Source organism: Erwinia aphidicola (genome assembly GCF_014773485.1).
Lineage (GTDB): Bacteria > Pseudomonadota > Gammaproteobacteria > Enterobacterales > Enterobacteriaceae > Erwinia > Erwinia aphidicola.
The window spans coordinates 59,765-74,489 of the sequence record NZ_JACXBP010000009.1 but is presented as its reverse complement, the minus strand read 5'-3'; the positions used below and the strand labels follow the sequence as shown (position 1 = coordinate 74,489).

The 14,725-nt window shown below is 60.8% G+C and carries 9 protein-coding genes; 3 read left to right on the top strand and 6 right to left on the bottom strand.

Annotated elements, in window-relative coordinates:
• The first annotated feature begins 26 nt into the window (after window positions 1-26).
• The 3 genes from bcsE to bcsG are packed head-to-tail and all read left to right on the top strand — an operon-like array spanning window position 27 to window position 3,411.
• Window positions 27-1,574 carry a cellulose biosynthesis protein BcsE gene (gene bcsE, locus ID864_RS18850; RefSeq protein WP_191150215.1) on the top strand — a complete coding sequence of 516 codons (1,548 nt, stop codon included), beginning with the start codon at window positions 27-29 and terminating at the stop codon, window positions 1,572-1,574.
• Window positions 1,571-1,762, top strand: coding sequence for a cellulose biosynthesis protein BcsF (gene bcsF / locus ID864_RS18845; protein WP_048917839.1), 192 nt, complete (start codon window positions 1,571-1,573; stop codon window positions 1,760-1,762). Before bcsE ends, bcsF begins: the two co-directional genes overlap by 4 nt.
• Entirely contained in the window at window positions 1,759-3,411 is a 1,653-nt protein-coding gene (gene bcsG, locus ID864_RS18840; protein WP_048917840.1) for a cellulose biosynthesis protein BcsG, read from the top strand. Before bcsF ends, bcsG begins: the two co-directional genes overlap by 4 nt.
• Window positions 3,412-3,572: 161 nt before the next feature.
• Here bcsG and ID864_RS18835 read toward each other — a convergent pair whose 3' ends face one another.
• The 6 genes from ID864_RS18835 to bcsA all read right to left on the bottom strand — a co-directional run bounded on the left by ID864_RS18835 (window position 3,573) and on the right by bcsA (window position 14,682).
• On the bottom strand, window positions 3,573-4,259 hold the full coding sequence (locus ID864_RS18835) for an NYN domain-containing protein (protein ID WP_048917841.1): 687 nt from the start codon (window positions 4,257-4,259) through the stop codon (window positions 3,573-3,575).
• Window positions 4,260-4,555: 296 nt separating this feature from the next.
• Window positions 4,556-5,557, bottom strand: coding sequence for a glycosyl hydrolase family 8 (locus tag ID864_RS18830; RefSeq protein WP_191150214.1), 1,002 nt, complete (start codon window positions 5,555-5,557; stop codon window positions 4,556-4,558).
• Between the two features lie 8 nt (window positions 5,558-5,565).
• The gene (gene bcsD, locus ID864_RS18825) at window positions 5,566-6,030 is read right to left on the bottom strand and encodes a cellulose biosynthesis protein BcsD (RefSeq protein ID WP_048917842.1); all 465 of its coding nucleotides are present in this window, start codon (window positions 6,028-6,030) and stop codon (window positions 5,566-5,568) included.
• Between the two features lie 2 nt (window positions 6,031-6,032).
• Window positions 6,033-10,076 carry a cellulose biosynthesis protein BcsC gene (locus ID864_RS18820; protein ID WP_191150263.1) on the bottom strand — a complete coding sequence of 1,348 codons (4,044 nt, stop codon included), beginning with the start codon at window positions 10,074-10,076 and terminating at the stop codon, window positions 6,033-6,035.
• The gene (gene bcsB / locus ID864_RS18815; RefSeq protein ID WP_191150213.1) at window positions 10,076-12,586 is read right to left on the bottom strand and encodes a cellulose biosynthesis cyclic di-GMP-binding regulatory protein BcsB; all 2,511 of its coding nucleotides are present in this window, start codon (window positions 12,584-12,586) and stop codon (window positions 10,076-10,078) included. Before bcsB ends, ID864_RS18820 begins: the two co-directional genes overlap by 1 nt.
• Complete coding sequence (gene bcsA / locus ID864_RS18810; protein WP_053110454.1) at window positions 12,583-14,682, bottom strand: UDP-forming cellulose synthase catalytic subunit; 2,100 nt, start codon at window positions 14,680-14,682, stop codon at window positions 12,583-12,585. Before bcsA ends, bcsB begins: the two co-directional genes overlap by 4 nt.
• Window positions 14,683-14,725: the final 43 nt, after the last annotated feature.

Here is a 14,725-nt window from a genome sequence, read left to right as displayed (position 1 = left end):
GGATTACCCCTGGTGCGAAAAATCTTATGACGATTTCATTTAGCTTAGGGCTGGGTCAGGTCCAAAATGAATTAGTGCTGATGCAACCGCCAGGCTGCTACTGGGTAACGGTAAACCGTCAGGAAGATGCACGCACTCTGGCACGTCAGACTATCGCGACTCAGACGGCCGTGACGCTGATCGCGACCCCTGAGAAACCCCAGTCTCTGCTGGTTCCAGACCCTGCCAGCGGCCCGAACAAGATCCCGCTGTTTTCCCTGCCCGCTACTCCGCAAGCTCTGCTTAATTTGAGCGAAGATTTATCGCGCGCTTTAGCCAACAAGCCACGATTCTTGTTATTTTTTACCGCATTTAGCAGCTGGGAAAAAATAGCACCTGAAGAATTAAACAGCTGGCTGAAGGGAATGCAAAAGTGGTTAGCCTCGCGACAGTCAACAATGTTGATTATCACTTACGGTTCCGGCGTTAATCACCTGCGAAATGATTTACAAACCCGCTATCGTCATTTAGACGGACTTTCACATCTGGAATGGCAGCAGGATAGCTGGAATTACCGAATTAACTGGTGGTGTAATAAAAGTGGCATGCTGGCCGACCGCGCATTACGCCTTGAATTACAGCAGGATTGCTTCACTCAGATTAGCGAATCGGAGCAAAATAGCCCGTTAACCTTAAATGATGAGCATCTGTACCTGGCCGAAAAAGGGGTGCTGGAGGGCGCGCCGCCGCTCTCCAGCGCCTGGACGCTGTTCGACGATAACACCCAGCTGGCCAGCCGCGCTCAGCAGGCCAGCGCCGCCACGGTGATCTTTAACCTGCACCACAGTGACCAGATCGCCCAGCTTGCCGCAGACATTCATAACCTGCGGCGCACGCGCGGCAGCGGGCTGAAAATCGTGGTGCGCGAGATGCACACCGCGCTGCGCAACAGCGATGAGCGCCTGCTGCTGGCCTGCGGCGTAAACGCGATTGTGCCGCTAAACGCCGCGATGTCGCGCTTTCTCACCACGCTGGAAGGCTTGCAGGGGCAGCGCTATAACCGCCACGTGCCGGCCGACCTGAGCGTACTGCTGAAATCGATGCAGCCATTGCAGGAGAAAGGCTACCTGCCGCTGGAGCACTTCTGCCGCTCGGTAACGCGCCTGATCGGCAACACCGTGCTGCCGCAGGACGGCAAAGGGCTACTGGTGGCGCTGCGCCCGGTGCCGGAGCTGAACCCGGAGCAGGCGCTGACGCTGTGCAAGCCGCGCCGCTTCGGTGACCTGGTGACGCGCATCGGCGACCGCCTGTACCTGTTCCTCTCTTCGTGCCGCTACAACGACCTGGATACCGCGCTGAAATTTATCTTCCGCCTGCCGCCCGACGAGATCTTCACCAATCGCCTGGTGTGGTTTGAAGATCTGCAGATCCTGTCGGAAGTGCGGCAGATGGCGGGCACCACGCCCGGCGCCTGGCGCGATACCCCTGCTGTGCAAGCCCCCTCTTCTGCTGCGGAACCGCAGGCCGCACCGCTGCGCCTGGTGCCGGAAGAGGTGACGCTTAACACCCCGGTGGACAAGGGCGATGCGCCATGACGCTGATGGACTGGGTGCAGATTGTCACTCTGCTGCTGCTGATCCTGCTGCTGCTCAAACCGCTATACAGCCGCTGGCTGCCGAAAAAATGGCGCGGGCTGCGGCACCGCGTGCTGCCGCCGCGCGCGTTGAAATATGAAGGCACGTGGCGGCGTAAAACTTCCGGGACGGACAGTAAAAAATCATGACCCTGCGTGACCCTTCTGCTGAGACTTCCCCTGGCCTGTGGCGCAACTGGCGCGGGCTGGGCGGCTGGAACCTCTATTTCCTGCTGAAATTTGCCCTGCTGTGGTTTGGCTACCTCAACTTCCACGCGCTGGCTAATCTGGTGTTTCTGGCGTGGCTGCTGCTGCCGCTGCCCTCGCCGAAGCTGCACCGTCTGCGCCACTGGGTCTCCGTGCCCCTCGGCATCGCGCTGCTGTGGCACGACACCTGGCTGCCGGGGCTTTCCAGCCTGCTCAGCCAGGGCAGCCAGCTGGCGGGCTTCTCCCCGGCTTATCTGCTCGACCTGCTGCAGCGCTTTATCAACTGGCAGATGATCGGCAGCGGCTTCGTGCTGATGGTGCTCTACCTGTTTGTTGCCCAGTGGCTGCGGGTGACGGTGCTGGTGTCACTGGCGCTGGTGTGGCTCAACGTGGTGAACCTGGCCGGGCCATCCTTCGCCCTGCTGCCGGATAAAGCGGCTGCGCCGGCTGCCGTCGCAAGCAGTACGCCGGGGAATAATACCGTGGCCGCCAGCGGGCTGGATCAGTCCGCTGCCCCCACCAGCGCCAGCCTGACGGCGTACCTGAACAGGTTTTATGAAACAGAGAAGCAGCGCGTCACCGCCTTCCCGGCGGCGCTGCCTGCCGATGCCGCGCCGTTCGATATTCTGGTGATCAACATTTGCTCGCTGGCCTGGTCGGATATTGATTACGCCCGGCTGCGTAATCACCCGCTGTGGAAACATTTCGACCTGCTGCTGGATAACTACAATTCTGCCACCGGCTACAGCGGCCCGGCGGGCATCCGTCTGCTGCGCGCCAGCTGCGGGCAAAGCTCGCACAGCGATCTGTACAAGCCGGTAGATGCCCGCTGCTACCTGTTTGATAACCTGGCGCAGCTCGGGTTTAAGCCGCAGCTGATGCTGGACCATCAGGGGATTTTTGGCGGCTATTTACAGGAGCTGCGCGAAGAGGGCAATTTACAGGCACCGCTGATGCCGCAGGCCGGTATCACGCACGAACTGACCTCCTTCGACGGCTCGCCGGTGTTTAACGATGCGCAGCTGATGCAGCGCTGGCTCGACGAACGCCAGAAAAGCGCCGACGCCCGCAGCGCCACCTTCTATAACCTGATCCCGCTGCACGACGGCACGCGCACGCTGGGCAGCAGCAAAACCGCGCCGTGGCAGCCACGGGCCAACACGCTGTTTGACCAGCTGGACGGCTTCCTGACGAACCTCGACAAGTCTGGCCGCCGGGTGATGGTGATTGTGGTGCCGGAGCACGGCGCAGCGCTGGAGGGTGACCGCATGCAGATGTCCGGCCTGCGCGACATCCCAAGCAGCAGCATTACCCACGTGCCGGTCGGGATTAAGTTTGCCGGGATGAAAGCGCCGCACCAGGCGACGCTAAACGTCAGCACTCCCACCAGCCTGCAGGCGATCTCCGAACTGGTCTCCCGCGTGGTCGACGGCCAGGTGTTCAACGCGCCGAATGTGAATATGGCCGCGCTGAGCGATAACCTGCCGCAGACGCCGGTAGTCTCGGAAAATGATAACGCGGTGGTGGTGATGTATCAGGGCAAGCCGTGGATTAGGTTGAACGGCGGCGACTGGGTGGCGTATCCGCAGTGATCGGCGTGGGGTTTGTCGGGGTGGGTTCAGGGCCGACCGCAAAAGAAGGTCGGCCCCTACCCAGGCAGGTAGCCCGACCCGGGGTGAGCACGGAGCTCAGTACGGGCGAGGCATGCCTTCGCCCCCAGGCTTAGCCTGATGCCACGTCTTTAACTATCGTGCTACCAATAATCAGGCTTATCGGCTGGTTTTTTTCTTGTCGGTACGCGAGGAGGAAATTGATGGGCTATCAGCTCATCAATTTTTACATGCCGCCTTATCCAGTCACTGTGGTTTTTTAGAGAGCCAGGAACTCCACGATCTATACCTTCCCTGTGCGGCAGAATAATACCAACAGTAACCGCTGGGAAATCTTCTCTGATCGCTTTCAGTGCGGGTGTCATATCAGTATCCGCTGAGACAAGGACGATCTGTTCAATGCATTGTGCGACATTCTTATTTCTCTGACATGCGAGAAGTCGGTACATGCTTATGGCAATATTTACATCCGTTTCTTTCTCCTCAAGATCCCACACATCTACCTTATCGGTTCGGGATGCCTGAACGCCTTCTATATAGCGTGGAGCTTTACCGCGATTAAGTCTGTGCCTGCCCAGGTTGACTATCACACCCTGCGCTTTCAGGGCACGGATATAAATATCTTGTGCCTCGGCTGACTGCTTCCCCCTGCTTGCAAGAGGGGGCAAAACGGGAGAGGTAAAGTAATTCACCTGCTGGGTTACAGAGGCTGGATTTTGTATCTTGCAGATATGAGCCAGCAGAGCGGGCAAATCTAGCCACTTGTAGGGTGTTCCGGCCAGCAGACCGTAGAAGAGGTTGTATCCATCAACAAAAAAGGAGGTGCGCATTTTTTCTTATCCTTAAGAAACGAAAAAACCGGCGCGATGGCCGGTTCCTTCACCCCAACGGCCAGTGAACTTAATCGCTGCGTTCAGGGTTGAGTGGAATTTATTCTACTCAAATATGGACCACAGTCAATGACAGTACATCATCGTCTTCGAAGATCTAACCATGCGGGCACGGCCTGCCGTGGCCCCTACAATAACCAGGTAACCTGAATCGTAGGGGTCGGGCATGCCCGACCCGAGGTGAGCACGGAGCTCAGTACGGGCGAGGCATGCCTTCGCCCCTACGAAAACCCGATCTACCGGTCTTTCAGCGCCAGCCAGGTGAGCAGGTGCAGGCTGGAGGAGTAGTAATCTTCGCTGCTGTTAAGCTGGTCGTTAAGATAGCCGGTATCATCCAGCGTCAAATCACGCACTGCCAGCAGGCCGCCGGCCATATTGTACGGCGCTTTTTCGTTGCTCATCACATCAATCCACGCCGGGGTTTGCAGGCGCTGGAAGCTCATCCAGAAACGCTGGAACGGCACCAGCTGCAGCGACTGGGGATCGTACCAGTGCAGATAGAGCGGAATGCGGATGGCATCGTAACTGAAGCGCGGCGGCCAGGCGGTGGCCGGAGCCATGCTGCCGTCGGCGTTCAGCGCCACCCAGTCGAGCGGCAGGCCGCTGTCGCCAAAGCGCATCTCGGACAGCAGCTGCTGCCCGTCGCTGATGAGCTTGTTCCATACCTGCAGATGACTGCGCGCGGCAAAATCACGCCACGCCGGGAAGATAAAGTAGGACGGATTGAGGATCACATAGCTGGTCTTGTTAAAGCCCTGCGCCCCCGGCAGCATAATGGTGCGCCCGGCATAGACGATCACATTACGTTTAATAATCGCTTTTTGCAGGCGGTCGGAAGCCTGTAAATAGCCGTTATCGCCCCACTTATTGCCCGCCTTCAGCAGCGCCCAGGCGATCAGCACATCGCCATCGGAGGCGTTGTTGCGGTCGCTGACCGGGTCGCTGGCGCCGGGGATGTACTTCCAGTAGAACAGGCCGTTAGCCGGGTTGCTAAGGTTGTTCTGCGTCCAGCGCCACAGGCTGTCGAAGCCGCTGCGGTCGTTGTACCAGACGGCCATCAGCATCGCGAAACCCTGGCCCTCGGTGTGGCTGACGTTTTTGTTACCGGTGTCCTGAATGCGGCCATCGGCGGTCATAAAACGGGTTTTAAAGGTGCTCCAGCCGTCCGCTGCACCGGCCTGGGATACGCCCAGCGCCAGTGCCAGCAGCAGCACGCTGGCCCTGAATATGGCAATCATAGTCATCCTCATGCCTGATAGCGGAAGCGCAGCGAGCTGTCGCCCGTCTCTTCCACACTCAGCGATACGCTATCGCTGCCACCCTGCCCGCGCAGCCAGCGGGCATACAGCCCCACCAGCACCGCGCCGAGCGCCAGCCGCCACTGGCGGTCGCTCATCACGCCATCGCCCGGCGGCAGCGCCAGATGATCGATGACGATCGCGCTGTCGCTCGGTTGCAGATCGACAAAGCCCCAGTTGAACTGCGCCAGCACGCGGTTGATCTGGTTTTCCAGATCGGCCACGGTCGCCACCTCGCCCAGCGGGTAGCGGCTGGCAAGGTTGTCGCCCATCTGGCGCAGAAACGCCTGGCTCTCCTGCTCGCCCGCATTGTTCAACATGCCGTTGATCATCACGCTCAGCAGATCAAACCAGCCGGGCTGATACTGCTGCTGACGATAATATTGCAGGGTACGATTCTGTAACTGACTCATGCTTATTTGCCCCCCAGCATGTAGCGGAAGTAGAGTTGCGCAGTACTTTCGTTGTAGTCACCGAAGGTATCGTAGCCCACCTGGCCGCCGATGGTGACATCCTTGTTGATCTTGTAATCCGCACCCGCGTGCAGGTTGTAACCGATACCGCTCTTACTGCCGCCGCTGAAGTACGCTTCTTTGGCGTAGCCGGCGGTGACCGCATCTTCCAGCAGGGACTGATAGTCCGGGTTGTTCGGGAAGTAGGCGCTCTTGTCCTGGGTATAAGACTGGTAACCGGCCGAACCGCCCACTTTCACACTCAGGTCATCATAGGTCTGCGAGAAGTCCACCGGGAACGACACGCTGATGTAGTTCTGCGGGCTGAAGTAGCCGCCCTGACCGTAGGTGAAGTTGCTGAGGTTCTTCGAGAAGTCCATCCAGCTGATGTTGATGCCGGTTTTCAGCTCGCGGTCACTGTAGTGGAACGGGCGCACGTAGGCTCCCGCACTTCCCATCAGCGCGGTGTTGCTGGCAACGTTTTCGCCGATATAGCTGTAGCCGCCACCGCCGAAGTAGAAGCCCGCATCGCCATCATCGTAGCTTAACAGCGCGTTACCGCCGTTCTTGGTCACCTGGCCCCAGCTCTTGCCGGAGTAGCTGTCTTTCACGCCCACGTAGGAGAGCAGGCTGTCGGTGACGGCGCGGCGCTCCCCGGTGAGGATCAGCGTCAGGTAGTCGGTCAGCTTCGGTGCCCACTTCACACCACCCACCATGGTACTGAGATCCTGCCCCAGCGGAGTGCTGCCGAGGTCAATTTTGTAACTGTCGCCGCTTAACGCCAGGTTCAACTCAACGCCGTTGGCGGTCTGCGAATCGGACGCGCTGTCGCTGGCGGTATCAACGTTAACCTTACGCGAGGAGGCCGCAAGGTATTTCGCCAGCGTGCTGTTGTTGTTCAGGGTTTGCAGATTGCTCTGGCCGCCGTTGGTAAACGGGTTGTAGTCCGCGCTGTCGATGCCGCTGAGGTTGGTCAGCGCGGCGCCGACGCCCGGGTTGGCGGCATCAAACACGGTTTTTTCCGCGGCGGTTAAGCCACTGTAGTAAGCCTGCTCGTTCTTGATGTTCTGGATCAGGTTGCTGGTCGCCACGCTGGCCGCGCCGGTGCCAAGGCGGCGGAAGGCGTCGCCGCTGGCGCTGCCCGCGCTGAGCGTCATTGGCGTGACGGTGAAATCAAAGCGCGCATCGCCAAGCGGTGAGCTTGACCAGGTCAGCGGCGCTTTGGCTTCGGTCAGCTTGCTCAGGCCGTTCTCGCCATCGCGACCGCGGATCTGGATCCCGCCCTGCACCCAGGTGCCGGTATCCTTTTGCAGTTCGTCCATCATGGTGTCGATCTGGTGCAGCGTCTGGCTCTGCTGGGTCGCGACCTGCGTGCCGCCGCCCACCACGCTAACGCCGTCGATATCACGGTAGTCGCGCGCATCCGGCGACTGCTGCCACGGCATGGTATTGCCATACACCGATGGCGATTTACGTACCGACAGCGTGGTGCGGTTGATAAACGGGTTGTCGGCCAGCGTCAGGCCACCAATGCCCGCGCTGCTGCCCACCGTGCTGCCGTCGAGGCCAATCATCTTGCCCTTGGCGGTGCGCAGGTAGCTTAGCGCCTGGTTGTGGTCGCCTTCTGCTTCCGCGACGCGCGCCAGTAACAGCAGGCGTTGCGGGGAAGGTTCGCCCTGCAGACCGCTGGCGAGCGCACGCGCTTTTGGCACGTCGTTCAGCGCCAGCGCGCTGTTGATCGCCCCTTCGCGCGCATCCTGGGTCGGCGTGTCGCGCGTCATCAGGTAGTCGTAGACCACCGCCGCTTCTTTGTTCATTTTTCCGGACTGATAGAGGCGCGCCATGGCGAACATCAGGTCGCTATTCTGCGGGTCTTTCTGCAATGCGCCGATCAGCTTGTCGTAGGCCGCCGCATACTGCTTACGCTCGCGCAGGTCGTCGACTTCGTTGATCAGGCCGCCGTTGCGGATCCCCGCCAGCTGGGTGCTGGTGCTGCGCGCCTGCAGTTCCGGGTTGCTGAGGAAGGTTTGCGCCTCGGCATTCAGTCCGGCCTGGTTAAGCACCGCGACCTGGGCAGCGTAGTCGCCCGCGTTGCCCTGCACGCCGCGCTGCATATTGTTACGCACCACGGCTACCGCGCTGGTCATGTCACCCGCCTGCGCCAGCCCTTTCGCCAGGTTACCGGCATCGGCCGGGTTCGCTGGCGGATTAACCGCCAGCGCCTTCAGGGTATTCGCCGCGGCGGCATTGGCGCCCTGCGCCAGATACTGCTGGGCTACCGACATCTGCTGATTGAAATTAACGCGCTGGGCGAGGGTGCGCATCTCCGCGTTCTGGCTGCGTGGCGGAATGCGCGACAGCAGGCTCTGCGCCTGCCCCCAAGCCCCGCTTTCGCTGGCAAACAGCGCCGCAGCGTAGACTTCGTTGCTGCTGGCGCCGTTGCGGAAGGCGGGCTGCATCACGCCAGCGGCCGCCGCGGTATCGCCCTGCTGCTGATAGATACGCGCGAGGTCGAGGCGCAGCCAGCCATCGTTCGGGAAGCGCTGCATGCCCTGCTGCAGAATGCTGATGGCGCGCTGCGGATTGCCCGCCGCCAGCGCCTGTTTGGCATCACGACGCACGGGATCGCTGTTCGCCACCGGGCGCGGCGTCACCGCTTCGCGCACGCTGGCTGGCAGGGAGGCCAACAGCGTATTGGCTTCGGCGGTGTTGCCCTTCTGGCGCAGCACGTAGAACAGCCCCTCTTTCGCCGGGCGGTTTTTGGCGTCGCTCGCCAGCACGTCGCGGTAGGTCTGTTCAGCCTGATCGAGCTGGTTATTGCGGCGCAGCACGTCGGCACGGAACAGCTTCGCCGCCACGCCTTTCTCGCCTGCGGCCTGGGTTAGCGGCGCGCTGAGGCTCAGCGCCTGAGCGCTGTCACCGGATTTCAGTGCCTGCTGGGCAGACGCCAGCTGGCCGTAGAAGCGCGCATCGGCGGCCTGCTGCTGGCGCTGCTGGCTGTCGCTGCCGCCCAGCTTAGCGGCACGATCGAGGTAGTCCGCCGCTTTCGCGTAGTCGCCGCTGCGCAGCGATACATAACCGAGCCCGGCCAGCGCATCCGCATCTTCCGGGTTGGTTTGCAGCACCTGGTCGAAGGCGCTCTGCGCACCGGAGACATCACCGCTGTTGAGGGCGGTAAAGCCCTGGCCTTTCGCGGCACCGCCCACGTTCTTACGGTAATAGTCCAGCACCGTTTTGTCCTGCGGATGGCGCTGCTGGTAGTTCTGATACAGCGGCGCATCCCCCGGCTGTGGACCGAGCCACAGCAGCCCCTGGCGCAGGGAGCGGTCAGCATCGGCGTTACCGTCGGCCAGGCTCTCCAGGGTTTGCAGCCCTTCGCGGCGCGTCGACTCCTGATACGTCAGCGCTTTGCCGAGCGCCAGCTTCGCGCCGGTATCCTGCGGATGCTGTGCCGCGAACTGGCGCAGGTTATCCACCGCCTGCGGCAGCAGCGCGCGGTCGCCGGCCATGGTCAGGTAGTATTCTGCCGCCACGCTGGCCGGCGGCTCATTACCGCTAAAGGTGTTGCGCCAGGTTTGCAGCGCGGCGGCGGTGTTGCCGCTGCGCGCCTGCTGGCGGGCCAGCGACAGCTGCGCGGCCGGAATGGTTTGCAGCTGGCGCGCGTTATCCAGCTCCACCAGGCGCGAGTCCTGCGGAGAGACCTGGCTTAAGCGCGCGCGCCATTTGGCGGCAGCAGTGCCGTCGCCGCTCTGCTGCGACCACAGCGCCATCAGGTACAGCGCCTGGGTGTTATTGCCATCAACCATCAGCACTTTGTTCAGCGCATCACGCGCCAGCTCGTCGTGAGCCTTCTGGTGCCAGTAGTTGGCCTGGTCAAACAGCGCCTGAATCGCCGGGTTGCTCTCCGCCGCCATTAGCGGGCTGGCGAGCATCGACAGGGCAAAGCCGCCGGCGATCGCCCAGCGCTGGCGAATTCTGGCGGTAATCGGGGTAAGCCTGGTTTTCATCATTCTTTCTTCTCGCCAGAGGTACGGGGATCGCTTTTCGGGTGCAGACGACGCCATGAGTGGCGCTTCAGCAGCACATACACGCTCAGGCCAACCACGGTGGAACAGAACAGCGCCAGCAGGGCCAGCAGCACCGCATGCTGGTTGGCATACCACACCACCATCCTGTACCACGGCATCTGCCCGCTCGGGAACATCGCGCCGACGCGGAAGCTGCGGATACCGTTCTCATCGGTGATGATGGCGGTATCGCCGCGGATCCCCGCGTTAATCCGTGCCGAGGTCATGTCACCGTGCAGGCGCGACAGCTGGTTATCGTCAGTGCCGACGGTCATCACCACCAGGCGACTGCTGTTCCACGGCGAGCGATAGCTGACAAAACCGCGCCAGTCTTCGTTGGAGGAGAAGTAACGGTCGGCGTCCAGCGTCTGACGATACCAGTCGCCGGTCAGCCAGCCGCGCAGGTTATCCAGCGTGTTTGGCACTTTGACGCCGAGCGTGCGGTTGTTCACCTTATAAGGGGAAGCCGCCAGCATCTCGCGGTTAAAATGGGTTTGCGCCAGGGTGGAGACCGACAGCACGTCGCTGTTTTCCAGACGCTCGCGCAGCGAACCGCTGGCCGGAATACCAAACATCACGCTGTTATGGCTCAGCGCCACGCCGGTGGCATTACCCGAGCGGCCAGCCATATCCAGCAGGGTGCTGATCTCCGCGTTACTCGGCTGCTCTGGCAGCATTAGCACGGTCTGCGAGTAGTCGGCCAGGCGCGAGAACGGGAACGAGGCGCCGACGAAGTAAGAGAGGTTCGGCAGCAGCGTAAAGTGACGGGTATGGCTCAGATCGATAAACGAATCATCCTCAATCCGGCTCTTGATGTTGTTGTTGGTCAGCACGCTGCACGGCGCGCTGGCCTTCGGCTTGATGTTGAAATAGAGCTGCATCTGGTTGTCGCCGTAAATCAGGTACGGGTCCAGCTTCAGCGTGTATTTCTCCTGGCGCGCATCGCCGCCCAGACGGTGCCAGATGTTCTCCAGCAGACCGACTTTATTGACGGTCAGGTTGCGCAGGAAGGTGCCGTTCAGCGTCACGTTGAGCAGCGAGTTATCTTCATCAATCCAGCTTTCCGACGGGAAGCGATAGTTGAGCTGCACCGGAATCGTGTCGCCGTCCCACAGGAACAGGTCCGGCGCGGCGCGGAAATTGACGCGCAGCGCATCATGCCAGATGCCGGTGGTGGTCAGGCTCTGGTCTTTGCGCAGCAGCTCGCTCAGGCGGACCGGGCGATCGGTGTTGATCCAGCGCGGCGCGTCGTATGGCTTGCTTAATGGCATAGTCTGGTTGGCGACGTTCAGCGCAGCGTCGTCGAGGTTGAGCGGCTGCAGCAGGCGCCAGCTGGCCTGACGCAGCTGGTCGTCATCTTTCCCGACCACCAGCAGCAGCTTGTACACCGGATTATCCGGATTGTCGACGATCTGCAAGGACGGGCCTGCGCTATCCGGTAAGGTCAGGCTGCCAATCTTCTCGCCGGGATGGCCGAAAACCACGCCGTTTTTCTCCGGCAGCTGGCCGCGCAGCACCGGGAAGCTGATGCCGCGATAGTCGGCCTGAATCCCCAGCCAGGAAGCGAGGATCGCCGCCGCGCTAACTTCACCCGGGGAAACGTTGTCGCCGAACACCATCGCCACGGTCGCCGGGCTCATGCGCAGCGGATCAATAAACGGACGCGGGAAGTTGCGCAGGCTGGTACCGATATTCAGCTGCTGGCCTTCCAGCGCCAGCGAGGTTTTCGGCAGAATGGTGACCTGGTACTGCTGGGCGCTGTCGCGCTCGCACAGCAGCCGATCGGCATCGTTAATTTTAAAGCTCAGGTTGTTGCTGGAGACCACCATCGCCGCCGGAATATCCAGCTGGTAATCTTCGCTGGCACGATCGGAAGCGCTAAGCGGCAGCGTGCCCAGCGGCTGGCCGTTCAGCATCAGCTGCAGGGAAGTATTGCGCGCCGCCAGCGCCTGCGACACTTTCAGCGACAGGTTAAGACGGGCGTTGGTGACCACTTCATCCGTTGGCAGGGTGAAGACAATACCGGACTGCAGCTGACCGCCTGTCAGGGTGATGCCCTGCTTCTGCCCCATCTGCGCCACGCTGACGGTGCTGGTCAGCGGCTGATTGAGCACCGCAACCGCCGCGGGAGGGGTTTCATCGCTTATGGCAGGCAGCGGCGGTAAACCGGCAGGCATCGCGCTGGTGCCGGGCGGCAGTGCCGCTTCATCACCAGCCGGTAAGTTCTCTTCGGCCGCAGCCGCAGGCCGATCGTTCTCCACCGCCGGGGCGGTCATGGTCGACATCTCCGGGCTGCTGCTCTGCGCTGGGGTTGCCGCGCCGACGTCCGCCGGCGGCGGGATATCGGACAGCGCGCTGCTGTCCTGCGTCACGCTGGTCGGGTCGGCCTGCACGCTGCTCAGGGTCAGCATGCTACTCAGGCAGAGTGCTCGCAGTAATAATGGCTTCATACTGCGCTATCCTCTTCCACGTGCGCCTGCTGTTTCTTTCTGGCGCGGCTGTCTTTCCAGCTCAGCCAGAACAGTTCAAATACGGTACGGATGATATTCAGCAGCGAGCGCAGCGGATTATCTTTCGGGCCTTCCGGCTGGATCCACGCATCGGCGCGCGCCAGCACCACGCGCACCAGTTCACGGCGGCGCGACAGCGGCATTTCGTGGAACTGCAGGCGGATAACGCCATCTTCTGCGCCAATGATCTGCACAGGAATGGAGATGGTGCCGGACTCCAGCATCACGTCAATCGCTTCGATTTCATCATTTTCATGGCGCTGGTCCGGCGCGCTTATCTGCGCGCCGCCCATCGACAGGTTGATGGTGCTGCTGCGTGACGAAATGCCGCTGGCGTAGTGGATCACCACCGGCAGGTGGACATCGATACGGATGGTTTTACGCACCTGCTTAGTTTCACGCGCCACGGCAATGGCCGCCATCAGGATGATCAGGCTGAAGGTCGCCCAGCCGACGTTGAGCGCAATCACATACGGGTCAACGCCAAAATAGTTATGGCCGACGGCGCGAACCACGCCGCTCACCACGCCAATCAGCAGCAGCAGGGCGCAGATCACGTGCGGGCGCACGATGTTAAAGTCGAAGAAGCCGACATCCAGCAGGCCGCCCTTATCCGTCACGTTGAACTTGCCGTGCTTGGGCGAAATCATCGTCAGGATGGTCGGGATCACCAGGTGGAACGCCATCACCGTTTCGTAAATCTCGCCCCAGAAGGTGGCGCGGAAGCGGCCATTCATACGCGAGTTGACGTACAGCGACATCACCAGGTGCGGCAGCACGTAGGCGAAGATCAGGCTGGCGGACGAGTGAATGATATTCAGGTTAAACAGCAGGTAGGCCAGCGGCGCGGTCAGGAAGATGACGCGCGGCAGGCCGAACTGGAAGTGCAGCATGGCGTTGAGGTAGCACAGGCGCTGCTGCCACTTCAGACCGCGGCCAAACAGCGGATTATCCACGCGGAAGATCTGCGTCATACCGCGCGCCCAACGGGTACGCTGTACGATATGCAGACCCAGGCGTTCGGTCGCGAGGCCCGCCGCCAGCGGGATCGCCAGGAAGGCTGAACCCCAGCCGAGGCGCTGCATCTTCAGCGCGGTGTGCGCATCTTCGGTCACGGTTTCCACCGCGAAGCCGCCAATCTCTTCCAGCGCTGAGCGACGGATAACGGCACAGGAGCCGCAGAAAAAGGTGGCGTTCCAGTTGTCGTTACCCTGCTGGACCGGGCCGTAGAACAGTGCGCCCTCGTTCGGGATTTCTCGCGCCGCTTTCAGGTTGCGCTCAAACGGATCCGGCGAGTAGAAGTAGTGCGGGGTCTGCAACAGCGCCAGCTTCTTATCCTTCAGGAAGGCACCCACGGTGGCCTGCAGGAAGGTGCGGGTGGCGACGTGGTCGCAGTCAAATACGCAGATCAGCTCACCCTTGGTGATTTTCATTGCGTGGTTGAGGTTACCGGCTTTGGCGTGGCGGTTGTCATCACGGGTGATATAGCCGACGCCAACGTCTGCGGCGAAGCGGGCGAATTCGCTGCGCTTGCCATCGTCCAGCAGGTAGATCTTGATCTTGTCGCGCGGGTAGTCGATGCACTGCGCGGCCAGAACGGTGTCGCGCACCACGTCGAGGCTTTCGTTGTAGCTCGGTACGTAGACATCGACGGTCGGCCACAGGCTGACATCGTCCGGCAGCGGCTCAATGGTTCGCTTAAGCGGCCATGAAGTTTGCAGGTAGCCGAGGATTAAAATAAGCCAGACATAGAGCTCGGCAATAAATAAGCCGATGCCGAGGATCGCTTCCACCTCGGAATTAAAATGCAGCGTTTCGGTTGCGCGCCAAAAAATATAACGCGTCGACATCATTGCCGAGAGAACCACCATCACCAGCGAGACTTTTTTGCTCTTGCTAAAGCCCAATAAAAACACGATAGCAATAGAGATTAAGCCAAAGATATATTGCTTCTGGCTGTCCATTGGGGTGATAACGATGACCGCAGCGATGGGGAATAATATCAGCAGCAGCAGATAGAACAGGACTTTGTTCATAAGTCATCCTGAATACGTATAGTTATAATCGTGGCGCTGGCGC

What these genes read in the sequence shown, in the direction of transcription:
- bcsE (WP_191150215.1), top strand. Translation starts at nt 27, where the DNA reads ATGACGATTTCATTTAGCTTAGGGCTGGGTCAGGTCCAAAATGAATTA.
- bcsG (WP_048917840.1), top strand. Translation starts at nt 1,759, where the DNA reads ATGACCCTGCGTGACCCTTCTGCTGAGACTTCCCCTGGCCTGTGGCGC.
- ID864_RS18820 (WP_191150263.1), bottom strand. Translation starts at nt 10,076, where the DNA reads ATGAAAACCAGGCTTACCCCGATTACCGCCAGAATTCGCCAGCGCTGG.
- ID864_RS18835 (WP_048917841.1), bottom strand. Translation starts at nt 4,259, where the DNA reads ATGCGCACCTCCTTTTTTGTTGATGGATACAACCTCTTCTACGGTCTG.
- bcsF (WP_048917839.1), top strand. Translation starts at nt 1,571, where the DNA reads ATGACGCTGATGGACTGGGTGCAGATTGTCACTCTGCTGCTGCTGATC.
- bcsD (WP_048917842.1), bottom strand. Translation starts at nt 6,030, where the DNA reads ATGAGTCAGTTACAGAATCGTACCCTGCAATATTATCGTCAGCAGCAG.
- ID864_RS18830 (WP_191150214.1), bottom strand. Translation starts at nt 5,557, where the DNA reads ATGATTGCCATATTCAGGGCCAGCGTGCTGCTGCTGGCACTGGCGCTG.
- bcsB (WP_191150213.1), bottom strand. Translation starts at nt 12,586, where the DNA reads ATGAAGCCATTATTACTGCGAGCACTCTGCCTGAGTAGCATGCTGACC.
- bcsA (WP_053110454.1), bottom strand. Translation starts at nt 14,682, where the DNA reads ATGAACAAAGTCCTGTTCTATCTGCTGCTGCTGATATTATTCCCCATC.